Source organism: Methylococcus capsulatus str. Texas = ATCC 19069 (assembly GCF_000424685.1).
Classification (GTDB): domain Bacteria; phylum Pseudomonadota; class Gammaproteobacteria; order Methylococcales; family Methylococcaceae; genus Methylococcus; species Methylococcus capsulatus.
Map to the genome: position 1 here is coordinate 418,447 of NZ_AUKJ01000016.1, position 15,826 is coordinate 434,272.

14 protein-coding genes and 1 tRNA gene are annotated in these 15,826 nt (G+C 63.4%); 13 read left to right on the forward strand and 2 right to left on the reverse strand.

From position 1 onward, the window contains the following. The first annotated feature begins 21 nt into the window (after window positions 1-21). The 5 genes from hflX (at window position 22) to H156_RS0104120 (ending at window position 6,217) form a co-directional block, all read left to right on the forward strand. Complete coding sequence (gene hflX, locus H156_RS0104100) at window positions 22-1,323, forward strand: ribosome rescue GTPase HflX (protein ID WP_017366297.1); 1,302 nt, start codon at window positions 22-24, stop codon at window positions 1,321-1,323. A gap of 101 nt (window positions 1,324-1,424) precedes the next feature. After that, window positions 1,425-2,636 (forward strand): FtsH protease activity modulator HflK, encoded by a 1,212-nt coding sequence (gene hflK / locus H156_RS0104105; RefSeq protein ID WP_017366296.1) that lies wholly within the window; start codon window positions 1,425-1,427, stop codon window positions 2,634-2,636. Then, the gene (hflC, locus tag H156_RS0104110; RefSeq protein WP_017366295.1) at window positions 2,636-3,499 is read left to right on the forward strand and encodes a protease modulator HflC; all 864 of its coding nucleotides are present in this window, start codon (window positions 2,636-2,638) and stop codon (window positions 3,497-3,499) included. Before hflK ends, hflC begins: the two co-directional genes overlap by 1 nt. Window positions 3,500-3,627: 128 nt before the next feature. Further along, window positions 3,628-4,848 carry an ATP phosphoribosyltransferase regulatory subunit gene (locus H156_RS0104115; protein ID WP_010961224.1) on the forward strand — a complete coding sequence of 407 codons (1,221 nt, stop codon included), beginning with the start codon at window positions 3,628-3,630 and terminating at the stop codon, window positions 4,846-4,848. A gap of 70 nt (window positions 4,849-4,918) precedes the next feature. Then, complete coding sequence (locus tag H156_RS0104120; protein WP_017366294.1) at window positions 4,919-6,217, forward strand: adenylosuccinate synthase; 1,299 nt, start codon at window positions 4,919-4,921, stop codon at window positions 6,215-6,217. 96 nt (window positions 6,218-6,313) lie between these two features. Here the strand turns inward: H156_RS0104120 and H156_RS16950 are convergent, their stop codons facing one another. After that, window positions 6,314-6,601: a hypothetical protein gene (locus tag H156_RS16950; RefSeq protein WP_017366293.1), complete on the reverse strand. Its 288-nt coding sequence runs from the start codon at window positions 6,599-6,601 to the stop codon at window positions 6,314-6,316. A 201-nt stretch (window positions 6,602-6,802) separates the two neighbouring features. After that, a tRNA-Leu gene (locus H156_RS0104125) sits at window positions 6,803-6,887 on the reverse strand. A 116-nt stretch (window positions 6,888-7,003) separates the two neighbouring features. Here H156_RS0104125 and rnr point away from each other — a divergent pair. The 8 genes from rnr (at window position 7,004) to mlaE (ending at window position 15,825) form a co-directional block, all read left to right on the forward strand. Beyond that, complete coding sequence (rnr, locus tag H156_RS0104130; protein ID WP_010961221.1) at window positions 7,004-9,271, forward strand: ribonuclease R; 2,268 nt, start codon at window positions 7,004-7,006, stop codon at window positions 9,269-9,271. Continuing rightward, entirely contained in the window at window positions 9,268-10,020 is a 753-nt protein-coding gene (gene rlmB, locus H156_RS0104135; protein WP_010961220.1) for a 23S rRNA (guanosine(2251)-2'-O)-methyltransferase RlmB, read from the forward strand. Before rnr ends, rlmB begins: the two co-directional genes overlap by 4 nt. 103 nt (window positions 10,021-10,123) lie before the next feature. Continuing rightward, window positions 10,124-11,182: an S-methyl-5-thioribose-1-phosphate isomerase gene (mtnA, locus tag H156_RS0104140; RefSeq protein ID WP_010961219.1), complete on the forward strand. Its 1,059-nt coding sequence runs from the start codon at window positions 10,124-10,126 to the stop codon at window positions 11,180-11,182. Next, a complete protein-coding gene (crcB, locus tag H156_RS0104145; protein WP_017366291.1) occupies window positions 11,179-11,865 on the forward strand; it encodes a fluoride efflux transporter CrcB in 687 nt (228 codons plus the stop codon). Before mtnA ends, crcB begins: the two co-directional genes overlap by 4 nt. Before the next feature lie 230 nt (window positions 11,866-12,095). Beyond that, the gene (gene serS / locus H156_RS0104155; protein ID WP_017366289.1) at window positions 12,096-13,379 is read left to right on the forward strand and encodes a serine--tRNA ligase; all 1,284 of its coding nucleotides are present in this window, start codon (window positions 12,096-12,098) and stop codon (window positions 13,377-13,379) included. Window positions 13,380-13,666: 287 nt separating this feature from the next. Next, window positions 13,667-14,074 carry a hypothetical protein gene (locus H156_RS0104160; protein ID WP_017366288.1) on the forward strand — a complete coding sequence of 136 codons (408 nt, stop codon included), beginning with the start codon at window positions 13,667-13,669 and terminating at the stop codon, window positions 14,072-14,074. A 135-nt stretch (window positions 14,075-14,209) separates the two neighbouring features. Then, complete coding sequence (locus H156_RS0104165) at window positions 14,210-15,037, forward strand: ABC transporter ATP-binding protein (protein ID WP_010961215.1); 828 nt, start codon at window positions 14,210-14,212, stop codon at window positions 15,035-15,037. Then, entirely contained in the window at window positions 15,034-15,825 is a 792-nt protein-coding gene (mlaE, locus tag H156_RS0104170; protein WP_010961214.1) for a lipid asymmetry maintenance ABC transporter permease subunit MlaE, read from the forward strand. The genes H156_RS0104165 and mlaE overlap by 4 nt, the downstream gene beginning before the upstream one ends. Window position 15,826: the final 1 nt, after the last annotated feature.

Genomic DNA, 15,826 nt, shown 5'->3' on the forward strand with positions numbered 1-15,826 from the left:
CCGTCGTCGTGAGGGAGTCGGTTGTTCGATAGGCCGGGTATCGGATCACGCGCGGTACTGGTGCACATGCCGCTGGCCGGGCCGGATCAGGAGGATCTGGACGAGTTTCGGCTCCTGTCTCTCTCCGCGGGGGCCGAGGCGGTGGCGACTCTGGCGGGACGGTTGCGTGCGGTCGATCCGCGCTTCTACATCGGTCAGGGCAAGCTGGAAGAGCTGGCCGAGACGGTCAAGGTGCATGAGGCCGATCTGGTGCTCTTCAATCACGCGCTCACGCCGAGTCAGGAGCGCAATCTCGAAAAGGCACTAAACATCCGGGTGGTCGACCGTAACGGCCTCATTCTGGACATCTTCGCCCAGCGCGCGCGCTCGTTCGAGGGGCGGCTCCAGGTCGAACTGGCTCAGCTGAAACACCTTTCCACCCGGCTGGTAAGGGGCTGGACTCACCTCGAGCGCCAGAAAGGTGGGATCGGTCTGCGCGGCCCGGGCGAAACCCAACTCGAGACCGACAAGCGTCTTCTGGCCAACCGGATTCGCCAGATCCAGAAGCGGTTGCAGCAGGTGGAGGTGCAGCGCGATCAAGGGCGGCAGGCCCGTCGCCGGGCGCAAGTGCCGGTGGTCGGCCTGGTCGGTTACACCAACGCCGGCAAATCGACTCTGTTCAACGCCTTGACCCGGGCTGACGTCTATGCGGCGGACCAGCTGTTCGCGACCCTCGATCCGACCCTGCGCCGTCTGAGCACCGGCGGTCTGGACATGGTGCTGGCAGACACCGTGGGGTTCATACGTCATCTCCCGCACGAACTCGTTGCGGCGTTCCGCTCCACCCTCCAGGAATCGGCCGAAGCGGATCTTCTGCTGCAAGTCGTCGATGCCACCGATGAACGGATGGATGAAACCATCGCCGAGGTGCGGCAGGTGCTGGCGGAGATCGGTGCCGACCGGATTCCGTGCATCGAGGTATATAACAAGGTCGACGGCCTGGACGGTGTGGTTCCTCACGTCGAACGCGATGCGTCGGGTCGGCCCGCCCGGGTCTGGATTTCGGCGCGGAGTGGCGCCGGCCTCGATTTGCTCAAGGGGCTTCTGGAGGAAGTCTTGGGGGGCGGCGTCGAGCGTCGCATCCTGACCCTGACCGCCGGTCAGGGTCAACTCCGGGCACGCCTCTATCGCGAAGCGAGGATATTGTGGGACGAGCCCGATGGCGAAGGCGGCTGGCGGCTGTCCGTGGAGTTTCCGGCCAGTGCCCGCGCTTTGCGCCGTGCCATCGGGGACGCCCCCGAACGTGCCGACTGCGAGGATTTGCTGACCGTGAGCCCCCGATGATTCCACTGGGGATTTTTGTATGTTTGAGGAATTTCCGGGATAATCCGGGCAATGCTGCAAATCGAAAGCAATGGCTAATAGATCGTCACAGGAGTGTTCACATGGCTTGGAATGAACCGGGCGGTGGAAAGAAGGACCCGTGGAGCGGGCGCGACCAGCAGGATACCCCGCCGGATCTGGACGAAGTTCTTCGCAATTTGCAGGAACGCATCAACAAGCTGTTCGGACGCAAGCCCGACGGGGGCGGCGGGAACGCAACCCGGGTGGCGGGTATGATCGGTGCGGCCGCCGTGGCGGTATGGGGTCTGACCGGCATTTACATCGTCGACGAAGGCAGCCGCGGCGTGGTCTCGCGTTTCGGCAAGTACGTCGAAACCACCCAGCCCGGTCCGCACTGGCACTGGCCATCCCCGGTAGAGACCGTGACGGTGGTGAACGTCGAACAGCAGCGCTTCGTCGAAGTCGGTTATCGTTCGGGGGGGCGCCAGCAAGCGGTTGGCTCACTGGGTTCGGTGCCGCGCGAAGCGCTCATGCTGACCCAGGACGAAAACATCGTCGATGTGCGTCTGGCCGTGCAGTACCAGATCAAGGACGCCAAAGAGTATCTGTTCAACGTGCTGGATCCCGAGGGCACGCTGAAACAGGTCACCGAGAGTGCCGAACGATCGGTGATCGGCAACAGCACCATGGATTTCGTGCTCACGGAAGGACGCAGTAGCATCGCCTCGGACATCAAGTCCGAAATCCAGGAGATTCTCGATCAGTACCACGCAGGCATCCGGATCATCACCGTCAATCTGGTCGATGCGCAGCCCCCGGAAGATGTGCAGGCGGCGTTCGAGGATGCCATCAAGGCGCGCGAGGACGAGCAAAGGCTCAAAAACGAGGCCGAGGCCTATGCGAACGAAGTGGTTCCCAAGGCGCGGGGCGCGGCGTCGCGACTGATTCAAGAGTCGGAAGGCTACAAGGAAAAGGTCATCGCCCGGGCGCGCGGCGAAGCAGGCCGGTTCGAGCGCATTTTGGCCGAGTACGAGAAGGCGCCGGAGGTGATGCGAGAGCGTCTTTACATCGAATCGATGCAGGAAGTGATGGGGCGTGCCAACACTCTGTTGCTGGACGTGAAGGGCGGGAACAACGTGGTCTATCTACCGCTGGACAAGATCAGATCGGGTCGGGGCGGCGCCGATACGGCGGTTTCGGAAACGGAAACCGGCAGCCTTTCCGTGCCGACGCAGATCGATGGGCAGGACGGAGGGGCCAAGGGCGGCGGCGGGCGCGCCTCGAGCCGCGGCAGGGACGGGAGGGGACAATAATGGTGCAGACCAAGGTAATCATCGCAGTGGCAGGCGCGGCGGCGGTGCTGGCGTCGTTGTCGGTATTCACCGTCTCCGAAACCCAGAAGGTGATCCGGTTCAGGCTGGGCGAAATCGTGCAGTCGGACTATACGCCCGGGATTTACTTGCAAGTTCCGTTCATCAACAACGTCAAGAAGTTCGACGGACGGATTCTGACCCTGGAGTCCAAGCCGGAGCGCTTCCTGACATCCGAAAAAAAGAACGTCATCGTCGATTCCTTCGTGAAATGGCGGGTGAAGGACGTTGCCAAGTATTACACGACCGTCGCGGGCGACGTGATCCAGGCGAACATTCGCCTGGATCAGATCGTCAAGGACGCGATGCGCAGCGAATTCAGCAAGCGCACCATCCGGGAACTGGTATCGTCCGAACGTTCGCAGATCCGTGACGTGCTGAGCAATGCGGCGAGTCCGGTGGCGGAACAGCTGGGGATCCAGATAGTGGATGTCCGCGTCATGCGTATCGATCTGCCGAGCGAGGTCAGTTCCTCGGTCTATCGGCGGATGGAGGCCGAGCGGGCGCGGGTGGCCCGCGATTTCCGTTCTCGCGGTGCCGAGGCGGCCGAACGGATTCGTGCGGATGCCGATCGTCAGCGGGAAGTGATCCTGGCCGACGCCTACCGGGATTCCGAGCTCAAGCGCGGCGAAGGGGAGGCCGCGGCGGCGGATATTTACGCCCAGGCCTATGGGAAGAACAAGGAATTCTTCAGTCTCTATCGCAGTCTTTCGGCTTACCGCGCTGCGATCCAGGAAGACGACACCCTGGTGCTCGAGCCTGATTCCGAGTTCTTCAGGTATTTCAAGAAATCCACCGGCAAGTAAAGGAGGGGGGGTGCCCGTCGCCGACGGGCACCCGGCCGATTCCTCCGCTATAATCCGTCACCGACGTCTTTCGCCCAACGGTGTTCCGGGAAGGGCCGGTTGATTGCGGTCCGACCCCACGATTCCTTATGTTCCCTTTTTCTTATCCGGCCGATGACCGCTGGCTGTTGCCGGAAGGCATCGAAGAACTCCTGCCCGAGGAAGCCGAGCGGCTGGAACTGCTTCGGCGAAGGGTGCTCGACCGCTTTGCGGCCTGGGGCTACCGCCTGGTGATGCCGCCGCTGATCGAGTTTATCGACTCGCTGTTGACGGGCGCCGGCCACGACCTGGATATCCAGACGTTCAAGCTGATCGATCAGGCCAGTGGGCGCCTTCTCGGCATCCGCGCCGACATGACACCACAGGTCGCCCGCATCGATGCCCGCACCCATGCCGGCGATACGCCGGGACGGTTCTGCTACCTGGGGTCCGTGCTGCATACCCAGGCCGATCGTCTGGAAAAATCGCGCAGTCCCATCCAGTTCGGCGCCGAGCTTTACGGCCACAGCGGTCGGGCCAGTGATCTCGAGATCATCCGCTTGATGCTGGAGGTTCTGACGACGGCCGGCGTGGAACGAATCCATCTGGATTTGGGTCACGTCGGTATCTTCCGCGGCTTGGCACGCCAGGCTGGCCTGACCGGGGAGCAGGAAGGCGAGCTGTTTTCCCTCTTGCAGCAGAAGGCGCGCCCGGAACTCACCGCGGCTGTCGCAAGCCTGGACATCGATCCACCGCTGGCCCGCATGTTTACGGAGCTGGTCGACCTCAACGGTCGTCACGGTGTCATGGAGCGGGCCCGGGAATGCCTGTCCGAGGCCAATGCCGCGGTGCACATGGCTCTGGAGGAGCTGGCGGTGCTGGCAGAGCGGCTCGGCGACTGCTGCCCCGAGGTTCCCGTCAATTTCGATCTGGCCGAGTTGCGGGGCTACCGTTATCAGACCGGTGTGGTGTTCGCTGCGTTCGTGCCGGGCTATGGGAGGGAGATTGCTCGCGGCGGGCGATATGACGACATCGGGAAGGTGTTCGGGCGGGCGCGCCCGGCAACGGGATTCAGCGCCGACCTCAAGGTCGTCCTCAGACTGTCCGGGCTCGGCGAATCTTTTGTCGGCAGTGGAGAGGCCATATTCGCTCCCGCCGTCTCCGATCCCGCACTGATCGCGGCCATCCGTGAACTGCGCGACGCCGGGCGGATCGTGATAGAGGCACTTCCGGGTCAGCAGGGCGATGCGGCAGCTCACGGATTCCGCAGCGAGTTGCGGCGCAATGGTGAGCGCTGGTGTGTCTGTCCTGTTGCCTCCAAAGACACCTGACACCGGTTTCCGGCTTTTGCCGTCCCCGCGGCGGTGAAGGCCAAACGATACAGCTACGGAATCATCTTCAATGGCAAAAAACATAGTCGTCATCGGAACCCAATGGGGGGACGAGGGTAAAGGAAAGCTGGTCGATCTCCTGACCGAACACGCCAACGCCGTCGTTCGTTTCCAGGGGGGACACAATGCGGGGCACACGCTGGTCATCGACGGCCGCAAGACGGTGCTCCACCTCATTCCCTCGGGCATTCTTCGGGACAGCGTCAACTGTCTCATCGGAAACGGCGTCGTGTTGTCACCGGAAGCCCTGATGCAGGAGATCGGGGTGCTGGAGAGCGTGGGACTGTCGATTCGTGACCGGCTGATCGTCAGCGAGGCCTGCGCCTTGATCCTGCCGGTGCATATCGCTCTGGACAATGCCCGGGAGGCGGCGCGGGGGGGCAAGGCCATCGGTACGACCGGCCGCGGCATCGGACCTGCCTATGAAGACAAGGTCGCGCGCCGGGGGCTGCGGGCGGGCGATCTCCGGGATACGGCGGGACTGCCCGAACGCCTGCGCGAGCTGCTCGACTATCACAATTTCATGTTGACCCGTTATTACGGCGCGCAGGGCGTGGATTTCCAGGAAACCTTGGACAGCCTGCTGGATCTCGGTGGGAAAATCTGCCCCATGCTGGGGGACGTGGCGGGCATCCTGCATCGCTACCAGAGTGCGGGCGAGAACGTTCTGTTCGAAGGCGCCCAGGGAGCGATGCTGGACATCGACCACGGCACCTATCCCTACGTCACTTCGTCGAACACCACCGCCGGCGGCGCTTCCTGTGGTACCGGCGTCGGTCTTCTGAACTTCGACTACGTGCTGGGAATCACCAAGGCCTATGCCACGCGCGTGGGCAACGGGCCGTTTCCGACGGAATTGCTCGATGCCACGGGGGAGATATTGACCCAGAAGGGTGCCGAATTCGGCGCGACGACGGGGCGCCGCCGGCGCTGCGGCTGGTTCGATGCCGTACTCATGCGCCGGTCGGCCAAATTGAACGGTCTCAGCGGCATCTGCCTGACCAAGCTGGACGTACTCGACGGTTTGCCCCGGATCGGGATTTGCACCGGCTACCGATACGACGGACAGGAAATCGATACCGTCCCTATCGGTGCGGACAATTACGCCCGCTGTGAACCGATCATCGAAGAGATGCCAGGCTGGCAGGAGTCAACCGCGGGTATCCGGGCTCTGGACGATCTGCCGGCCAATGCCCGGGCCTACATCAGGCGGTTGGAAGAGACCACCGGCGTCAATGTCGATATCATCTCGACCGGCCCCGACCGACAGGACACGATCGTGATACAGAATCCCTTCGCAGCGGGCTGAAATGTCCGGGATGCGGGTTTCCTCGACAGGGGAGGCCCGCAGGTCGACGAAATCGACCATGACATGCCACGCCGGCGCGGATACAGGCTCAAACCCTCAAAGTACGCTCGAATCGCGCATGAGGAGAGTTACGCGCCTTGAGAACGGCGGTGCCGTCACAACGCCGCCGCTTACCCTCTTCGCGGCTCCTTCCGCCCCTTTTCCTCCCGATTCTTTCCCATTCATCCCGGTCCACGTCGTCGGGCGCTTGGTCCGTTCGGATGGCGGCTCGAAGTCTGGCGATGGCGCTATCTTTCGGCGCTCCGGCAGGTGCTCGGCATGGTTGCAGGCCGCTTTCACCTCGTTGCCTTCCGCGCGGCCAAGCTGCCGCTCGATCATGTCCATGGGCCATCCCTGCCCGTTAACATGGGAGACTTCGGCTTGACGGGATCGGTTCCGCCAAAGGCGGCGGTGCCGTCAGGAATACCGTCGAACGTCACGGGATGGGACGCTAGCCGGTGACACGGTATGAGACGAAAAACCCGCCAAGCCTTGGCGCTTGCGGGTTCGTGGCACGCCCTGAAACGGCGTGATACAGTAGTACTTTGGTGCCGAGGAGAGGACTTGAACCTCCACGAGTCGCCTCACATGTACCTGAAACATGCGTGTCTACCAATTTCACCACCTCGGCAAGATGATGAGGCCCGAAAGCCTTGCTAGAGCTGATATCATAGCTAGCTCCACCTTCACTGTCAACAACCAAGCACTCGAGAGAACACATTGAGCATCAAGGAGCAGGAAAGCGATTTGAATACGTCTTCGGCCGCTGCGGCTTCCCGCGAGCGGGAATTCCGCCACAAGGATCCGTATGCCGAACGTGAGGCGAGGAAGTACGAACGCCCCATCCCCAGCAGGGAATTGATTCTCAAGGTGCTGCAGGACATCGGTGTGCCGGCCAACCTCGAGGAGGTCGCCGATGCGCTCGGCGTGGACGACGCCGAAGACCGTGAATCGTTGCGGCGTCGGCTCAATGCCATGGAACGCGACGGGCAATTGTTGCGCAATCGCCGCGACCGTTTTTGCGTGGTCAATGCCAAGGATCTGATTGCCGGTCGGGTGATCGGCCATCCCGATGGCTTCGGTTTTCTCCATCCCGACGACGGCAGCGCCGACCTGTTCATCTCGCCGAAGGACATGCGCGCGTTGATCCACGACGACCGGGTGGTCGTCAGTGTGCGCGGCATCGACCGTCGGGGGCGGCGGGAAGCGGCGGTGGTCCAGGTTCTGGAACGAAACACCCACAGCACCGTCGGCCGGCTCTACATAGAGAACGACATCGCTTACGTCGTTCCGGACAACAAACGCATCCCCCTCGATATCCTGGTTCCGGAAAATGCCCTCGCCGGTGCCAGCCACGGCCAGATCGTCGTGGTCGAGATCGTCGAGCAGCCGACCGCGCGGCGCGAACCCATCGGCCGGATCGTGGAGATCCTGGGTGACCACATGGCGCCCGGCATGGAGATCGAGGTCGCGATCCGCAATTACAATCTGCCGAACCAGTGGCCGGAAGATGTCGAGACCGTGATCGCCAGTCTGGCTCCGGCGGTGCCGGAGGAGGCCAAGGCCGGTCGGATCGATCTGCGCGAGCTTCCCTTGGTCACCATCGACGGCGAAGACGCGCGCGATTTCGACGACGCCGTGTATTGCCGCCGCACCCCCAAGGGCTGGAAGCTGTATGTCGCGATCGCCGACGTTTCGTATTACGTCAGGCCGGGCACGGCTCTGGACCGGGAGGCACAGACCCGTGGCACTTCGGTGTATTTCCCCGAACGGGTGATTCCAATGCTGCCGGAGGTGCTGTCCAACGGGTTGTGCTCCCTCAATCCGGAGGAAGACCGCTTGTGCATGGTCTGCGAGATGGTCCTGGATGAAGACGGAAATATCGGCCGCGCGAAGTTCTACGAAGCCGTGATGCGGTCTCATGCGCGCCTGACGTACACCCAGGTCGCGCGCATCCTGGTCGACGGCGACAAGGAGCTCAGGCGCCGTTACAAGGCACTGGTACCGCATCTGGAGAACCTTTATTCGGTCTACCGGAATCTGCGGCGGGCGCGGGAGGAGCGCGGCGCCATCGATTTCGAGACCCAGGAGTCCCGGATCGTGTTCGGCGCCGGACGTAAGATCGACACCATCATACCGGTCGTGCGCAACGACGCCCATCGTCTCATCGAGGAGTGCATGATCGCCGCCAACATGGCGACGGCCCGCTTCCTCGCGAAGAAGAAGGTTCCGCATCTGCTGCGTGTCCATGAGGGTCCGACGGCGGAGCGTCTGGCCGATCTGCGTACCTTCCTTGGGGAGGTCGGCCTGAACCTGGGCGGCGGAGACAATCCAGAGCCCCGGCATTATGCCGAGCTGATCGAAGCCATCCGGGGTCGTCCGGACGAGCACCTGGTGCAGACCGTGCTTCTGCGGTCGCTGGCGCAGGCCGTCTACAGTCCGGACAAGAAAGGGCATTTCGGTCTGGCTTCCGACGCCTATACCCATTTTACTTCGCCCATCCGGCGCTACCCCGACCTGCTGACCCATCGCGCCATCAAGCATGCTCTGAGCAAAGCCAAGGCCAGCGACTTTGCTTATTCCCACAACGATCTGGTGCTGGCCGGCGAGCATTGCTCGACCTGCGAGCGTCGCGCCGACGAGGCCACCCGCGACGTGGTGAGCTGGCTCAAATGCGAGTTCATGCTGGACAAGCTGGGTGAGGAATTCGACGCCGTCATCTCGGCCGTCACCTCGTTCGGCTTTTTCGCGGAACTGCGCGACATCTTCGTCGAGGGACTGGTGCACATTTCCAACCTCGACAAGGATTTCTTCCACTACGATCCCATCGGTCATCGCCTCACCGGAGAGCGCAGCGGCGTTCGATACCGGCTGGGCGACACGGTGCGGGTCAAAGTCGCCCGGGTCGACCTCGACGAGCGCAAGATCGATCTCGATCTGGTCAAGAAGACCGCGGATGCCCCGGAGCCGCGTTCCAAGCGCAGAAAGCGCAGCCGGAAGCGGGGCAAGAAATGACCGGAGTGCGCCGGGTCTGGGGCATTCACGCCGCCGAGGCGGCTCTGGACTACTCGCCCGACAAGATAGTCAAGGCCTGGCTGGACGATCATCGCATGCAGAACCGCCTCCAGGCCGTGGCGACGCGGTTGGACGAACTGGGGGTGGAGATCGTCCGGGCGGACCGGAAACGACTCGATCGCCTGGCCGATCCCCGCAAACACCAGGGCATCCTGCTAGAACTCGATCTGCCGGGGGAGCAGGGAGAGGCCGAATTACTCGATACACTGGATGCCGCCGACGGCCACCCTCTCTATCTCGTGCTCGACCACGTGCAGGATCCCCACAATCTCGGGGCTTGCCTACGCACCTGCGACGCTGCGGGGGTGAAAGGGCTGGTGGTCACCAAGGACCAGTCGGTCGGGCTGACACCCACGGTGGCGAAGGTTGCTTCGGGCGCCGCGGAGACCGTGCCGGTCTACCGGGTGACGAACCTCGCCCGCTGCCTGGATCGATTCAAGCAGCGCGGCTATTGGGTGGTCGGGGCTGCGGGTGAGGCGGAGCGGACGCTGTACGAGCTGGACCTCCGCCTCCCGCTGGTGGTCGTGATGGGTGCCGAAGGCGTGGGGCTGCGGCGCCTGACCCGCGAGCGCTGCGACTTCCTGTTACGGATACCGATGGTGGGCGGGGTGGAGAGCCTCAATCTTTCGGTGGCAACCGGCATAGTCCTGTACGAAGTGATGCGCCAACGGAGCCGGCCGGCACCGTGAGCCGTCTCCCGGGTGTCCATGGCCAATCGTGCCTTCAGTCCGTAAAATCGGTCCTTTCTGCCGCTCGCCGGCAGCCATAGCAACGCTTCAGGGTATCCTTGCCGTGTCAGATCATTCATTTTCCGCGGTTTCCGCCGTCCAGGCACTGAAATGGTCGGATGGTGGCCTGGAGGTGCTCGACCAGCGTCTGCTGCCGGGAGACGTGGTTTACCAGATTTTCGACACGGCGGCCGGCGTGGCCGAGGCGATCGCCAGCATGCGGGTCCGTGGGGCGCCCGCCATCGGTATCGCCGCGGCGTATGGCGTGGTCCTCGGCGCGCGGGCCGCTTACGCACGCGATCCCGCCCACTGGAAACGGGCGGTCGAGGACGACATCGCCGTGTTGGCACGCTCCCGGCCCACCGCCGTCAATCTGTTCTGGGCGCTGGAGCGCATGCGCGAGGCCATGGCCGCTATCGAAGGCGACCCGGTACCGGCGCTCCTGGCCGCAGCCCGCAGGATTCACGAAGACGATCTCGCCGCCAACCTGGCGATGGGCGAACTCGGCGCCGCCATTTTGGGCGGATGCAAAGGGGTCCTGACGCATTGCAACACGGGCGCGCTGGCGACCGGTGGCTATGGCACTGCGCTGGGCGTCATCCGAAGCACCTGGCGCCGTGGCGCGCTGGAAAGGGTCTACGCCACCGAGACCCGGCCCTGGTCCCAGGGTGCGCGGCTGACGGTCTGGGAACTCGGTCAGGACCGAATCCCGGCGACGCTGCTGGCCGATTCCGCCGCCGCCTGGCTGATGAAATCGGGGGCCGTGCAATGGGTGGTGGTGGGTGCCGACCGGATCGCGGCCAACGGCGATGTCGCGAACAAGATCGGTACGTATTCACTGGCGGTGCTGGCCAGACATCACGGAGTGAAGCTAATGGTGGTGGCGCCGATTTCGACGGTGGACTGGGCGACGGCAACAGGGGAGGACATCGTGGTGGAAGAGCGCGATCCGCGCGAATTGCTGCATCCCCTCTTCCTCGGCAGCGACAGCGTGATCGGCGCCTGGAATCCGGTGTTCGACGTGACCCCGGCAGCGCTCATCGACGCCATCGTCACGGAGGCCGGGGTGGTGACGAATCCTTCGCCCGATACCATGGCTACTCTGCGCGGAAAAGCCCGATGAATCTGTCGCTGTTTGCAATCGCGCTGGGCGGAGCCGCCGGGGCGTTGGCGCGCTTCTGGGTTTCCAACGGCCTGTACGGCTGGCTTGGACGGGATTTCCCGCACGGAACCCTGTTCATCAACGTCAGCGGCTCGTTCCTCATGGGATTTTTGTCGGTAATGCTGATCCAGCGTTTCGCTCTGGCAGCGGAATACCGGGTCGCCGTGCTGGTCGGCTTTCTCGGTGCCTACACGACGTTTTCGACGTTTTCTCTGGAGACGCTGGCGCTGTTCGAGGAGGGGAGCCTGCTCAAGGCGGCGCTCAACGTCCTGCTGAGCGTCGTTCTGTGTCTTGCGGCGGTTTGGGTCGGGGCAGTGCTGGCGCGCCGGCTGGCCGTCGGTGAGATTGCGGCGCTGGTCGGCGGGCCAGGACTGCGGATCTTCGGAGCCGCCTGTGGGATGTCCTTGCTGGCCGGTTTCGCTGCGGCTCTCGCCTTCGCACGGGCCGGCTTGGGTCCGCAGCTCGAATCGTTGGTGCTGGTGGCCCTGACCGGTCTCGTCGTTGTGGGAACGCTGGTCGCCCTGGTCGTGACGGGCACCGAGTTGCGGGGTGCGTTTCAGCTTTGGGGCGCTTTCACGCTGTCGGCGTTCGCCGCCGTGGTATTTCTCAGCCTGGGACTGGTGCTGGCAAGGGGGGCGGGATGAGCCGGTTGATGGCTCCCTCCGGACCGATCCCCGCGAGGGCGAGGACATCCTGAGCGACCTGGTGAAGCAGGTGCCGGCAACGCGCCAGGTCGCCGGGTCGTTCGCCCCATCCGTGCGACTCGAATCGGCCCTGGCCAACCTCAGCGAAACATACGACTTTCATCATGCGGTGACCTGGCCGGCTCTGGCTTACGGCGCCACGAATCCCAATCGAGGAGAATGAGCGATACATGTTGGATCCACGTTTATTCCGCACCCAACTGGAAGAGACCGCACGGCAGCTCGGTCGCCGCGGCTTCGTTCTGGACACCGCTGCCTTCGGTGCGCTCGAAGAGCGCCGCAAGGCCCTGCAGGTGGAAACCCAGAACTTGCAGAACGAGCGTAACAGCCGTTCCAGGTCCATCGGCCAGGCCAAGGCGCGGGGGGAAGACATCGAGCCCTTGCTGGCAGCCGTGCAGGGGCTGGGGGAGCGGTTGAAGGAAAACGAGGCTGAATTGGCGTCGATCCAGGAACGCATGGAAGCCCTGCTGCTCGGCGTGCCCAATCTCCTGGACACCGACGTGCCCGAGGGGCGCAGCGAGGCTGACAACGTCGAGATCCGGCGCTGGGGCGAGCCGCCGCAATTCGACTTCGAACCCAAGGACCACGTCGATCTAGCCGTCGGTCTGGGCTGCGCGGATTTCGAAGCGGCCGCCAAACTGAGCGGTTCGCGTTTTGTGGTCCTGACCGGGCCACTGGCACGGCTGCAGCGTGCCCTGACGCAGTTCATGCTCGATATCCACACCGGCGAGCATGGCTACGTCGAAACCTACGTGCCGTTCCTGGTCAACGCCGACAGCCTGCGCGGCACCGGTCAGCTCCCGAAGTTCGAGGAGGACCTGTTCAAGGTGCAGCACGAGCCGGTGTTCTATCTGATTCCGACCGCCGAGGTCCCGGTCACCAATCTGGTGCGGGACGAGATCGTGGAGGAAGAACGCCTGCCGCTGAAATACGTCTGTCATACGCCGTGTTTCCGCAGCGAAGCCGGCTCCTATGGCCGTGACGTGCGCGGACTGATCCGGCAGCACCAGTTCGAGAAGGTGGAACTGGTCCAGATCGTCCGTCCCGAAGACTCGCGCGAGGCCCACGAGGCATTGACCCGCCACGCCGAAGTCGTCCTGGAGCGGCTCGGTCTGCCCTACCGGCGTGTGCTGCTGTGTGCAGGAGACACCGGCTTTTCCTCCGCCAAGACCTACGACCTGGAAGTCTGGCTACCGGGCCAGCAGTCCTACCGGGAAATCTCGTCTTGCAGCAATTTCCGCGACTTTCAGGCGCGCCGGCTCCAAGCGCGTTGGCGCAATCCGGAAACCGGCAAACCGGAGCTGGTCCATACGCTCAACGGTTCGGGACTCGCCGTCGGACGTACCCTGGTCGCGGTCCTAGAGAACTGCCAGGATGAAGCCGGGCGGATCCGGGTGCCGGAAGTCCTGGTGCCGTACATGGGCGGCGTGAAGTTGATCGGCCCCGCCGCATGACCGGCTCGGCGACGGAAAAAACCGCTGACCGCGGCACATGAGGTCCTGGGAGAGGGAGTTTCCGTGTCTCCGGTGACCCGGCAGCGGCAGATTCGCCCGAGTCCCGGATCGCGGCGCGCGCTGGCCGAAGCTGGAACCGACCTGCCGCAGCGGCCGGACGGGCTGGATTTGTTTTTCCATTTGGCACAGGACGTCGGGGACGCGGATTCCCAGGCGTTCTGGGCTCGCGTGTCCATGAAAGAAACGTCCGCCCCCGGGTTCCATGCGCGCCGCTCGCCCTCAGCCGGATGGAGGGGGGGGAGCTGGCCGGTTTCCCGGAATGCCGCGCCTTCGTTTTCACCTTCGAATCCGGCGGGCGTTTCCTGTTCGACGGGTCGCTGATGCGGTCGGAAACGTGGAGCCACGTACATCGCAACGACCTGACTCAGCATTGCATCGGCAGCGGGCGGCTGGCATCGGAGTCCGGCGTCTGGAGCGCTGGTTCTCGCAGACCTTGGGTGGGGTATTTCGACCGGGTCTGTGAAATCGCTGCCACGTGGGCGGAAAATCCGGGTGTCATTGGTTACCGCGGGTTTTCACCCATCGGCCAGCGGCTCGCCGCTATCCAGGTCAAGCCGTGCAATGGCTATGCCCGTATTCCGATCAAGCGGGTCAACGAGGAATGTGGCGTCGCGTTGGAGGCCGTCGAGCTTTGAGCCGTTCTGACGGGATTGATTGGAAAAGGTTTTTCGTGGACACAGGAGCGGTTCGAGTTGACTGAATCCAACCCAGTCCCGACAATACGCCTTTTTTGCGTTTTGAACTGACGATACGACGCGCGTAGCGGCCCAATGACCTTCCAGCCTTCGGACACCCCGGCGCTCGTTTCCATCCGCGGCCTGAGTTTTTCCCGCAATGGTCGCAAGATTTTCGACAACATCGACCTCGACATTCCCCGCGGCAAGATCACCGCGATCATGGGGCCCAGCGGCACCGGCAAAACCACGCTGCTCAGGCTCGTCGGCGGCCAGCTCCGTCCCGACAGCGGTACCGTCCGGGTGGCCGGCATCAACGTTCACCGGCTGGGGCTGGATGAACTTTATGCCTTGCGCAAGCGCATGGGCATGCTGTTCCAAAGTGGAGCGTTGCTAACCGATCTTTCGGTCTACGAGAACGTCGCTTTCCCCTTGCGCGAGCACACCCGACTGCCGGAGTCCATGATCCGCACCCTGGTGCTGATGAAGCTCGAGGCGGTGGGCTTGCGCGGCGCGCGCGATCTGATGCCGGCTCAACTTTCGGGCGGCATGGCTCGGCGAGTCGCGCTGGCGCGAGCCATCGTGCTCGATCCCATGATGATCATGTACGACGAGCCGTTCACCGGCCAGGATCCCATTTCGATGGGGGTGCTGGTGCAACTGATCCACGATCTCAACCATGGTCTGGGGCTGACCAGTATCGTGGTGTCGCATGACGTGCAAGAGACCGCGTCCATCGCGGACTATGTCTACTTGATCTCGGGCGGCAAAGTGGTCGGGCGCGGCACGCCGGCGGAGCTGGCGCGGTCGGATTCACCCTGGATCCGGCAGTTCATGGACGGGTTGCCGGACGGTCCGGTCCATTTCCATTATCCTTCCAAGGATTACGCGAGCGACCTCTTGGGTTTCGTGGCAAGCCGATGAATATCGTGTTGAAGCCGTTCCAGCTGCTTGGCCAGTCGGCCTTGGTCGGCATCCGCAAACTGGGGCGGGCCCATTTGTTCATCCTGCATGTGCTGACCGGGTTGCCCGGGCTGGTTGCTCGCCTGGACCTCCTCATCGTTCAGATGTATTCGGTCGGTGTGCTGAGCATCCTCCTGATCATGATCTCGGGGCTGTTCGTCGGGATGGTGCTCGGGCTGCAGGGCTATTATGTTCTCTCGGATTTCGGCGCGGAGGAGAGTCTGGGCGTGATGGTGGCCGCATCGCTGGTGCGGGAGCTGGGGCCCGTGGTGACGGCGCTCCTGTTTGCGGGTCGGGCTGGTTCCGCCCTGACGGCGGAAATCGGTCTCATGAAGGCGACCGAGCAGCTCTCGGGCATGGAAATGATGGCGGTCGATCCGGTGAAACGGATCATAGCGCCACGCTATTTCGCCGGTGTGGTGTCGATGCCGCTGCTGGCGGCGTTGTTCAGCATCATCGGCGTGCTGGGCGGCTATTTCGTCGGCGTCGGTCTGCTCGGCGTGGACGAGGGCGCGTTCCGCTCGCAGATGCAGGCCAAGATCGATTTCGACGAGGATATCGTCAACGGTTTTATCAAGAGCCTGGTGTTCGGCGCGGTCGTCACTTGGATCGCCGTTTTCGAAGGTTACGATGCCACGCCGACCTCGGAGGGCGTCAGCCGGGCGACGACGCGGTCGGTGGTCTACTCGGCATTCGCAGTGCTGGGCTGCGACTTCGTGCTCACGGCCCTGATGTTTGGAAAGGATTGAG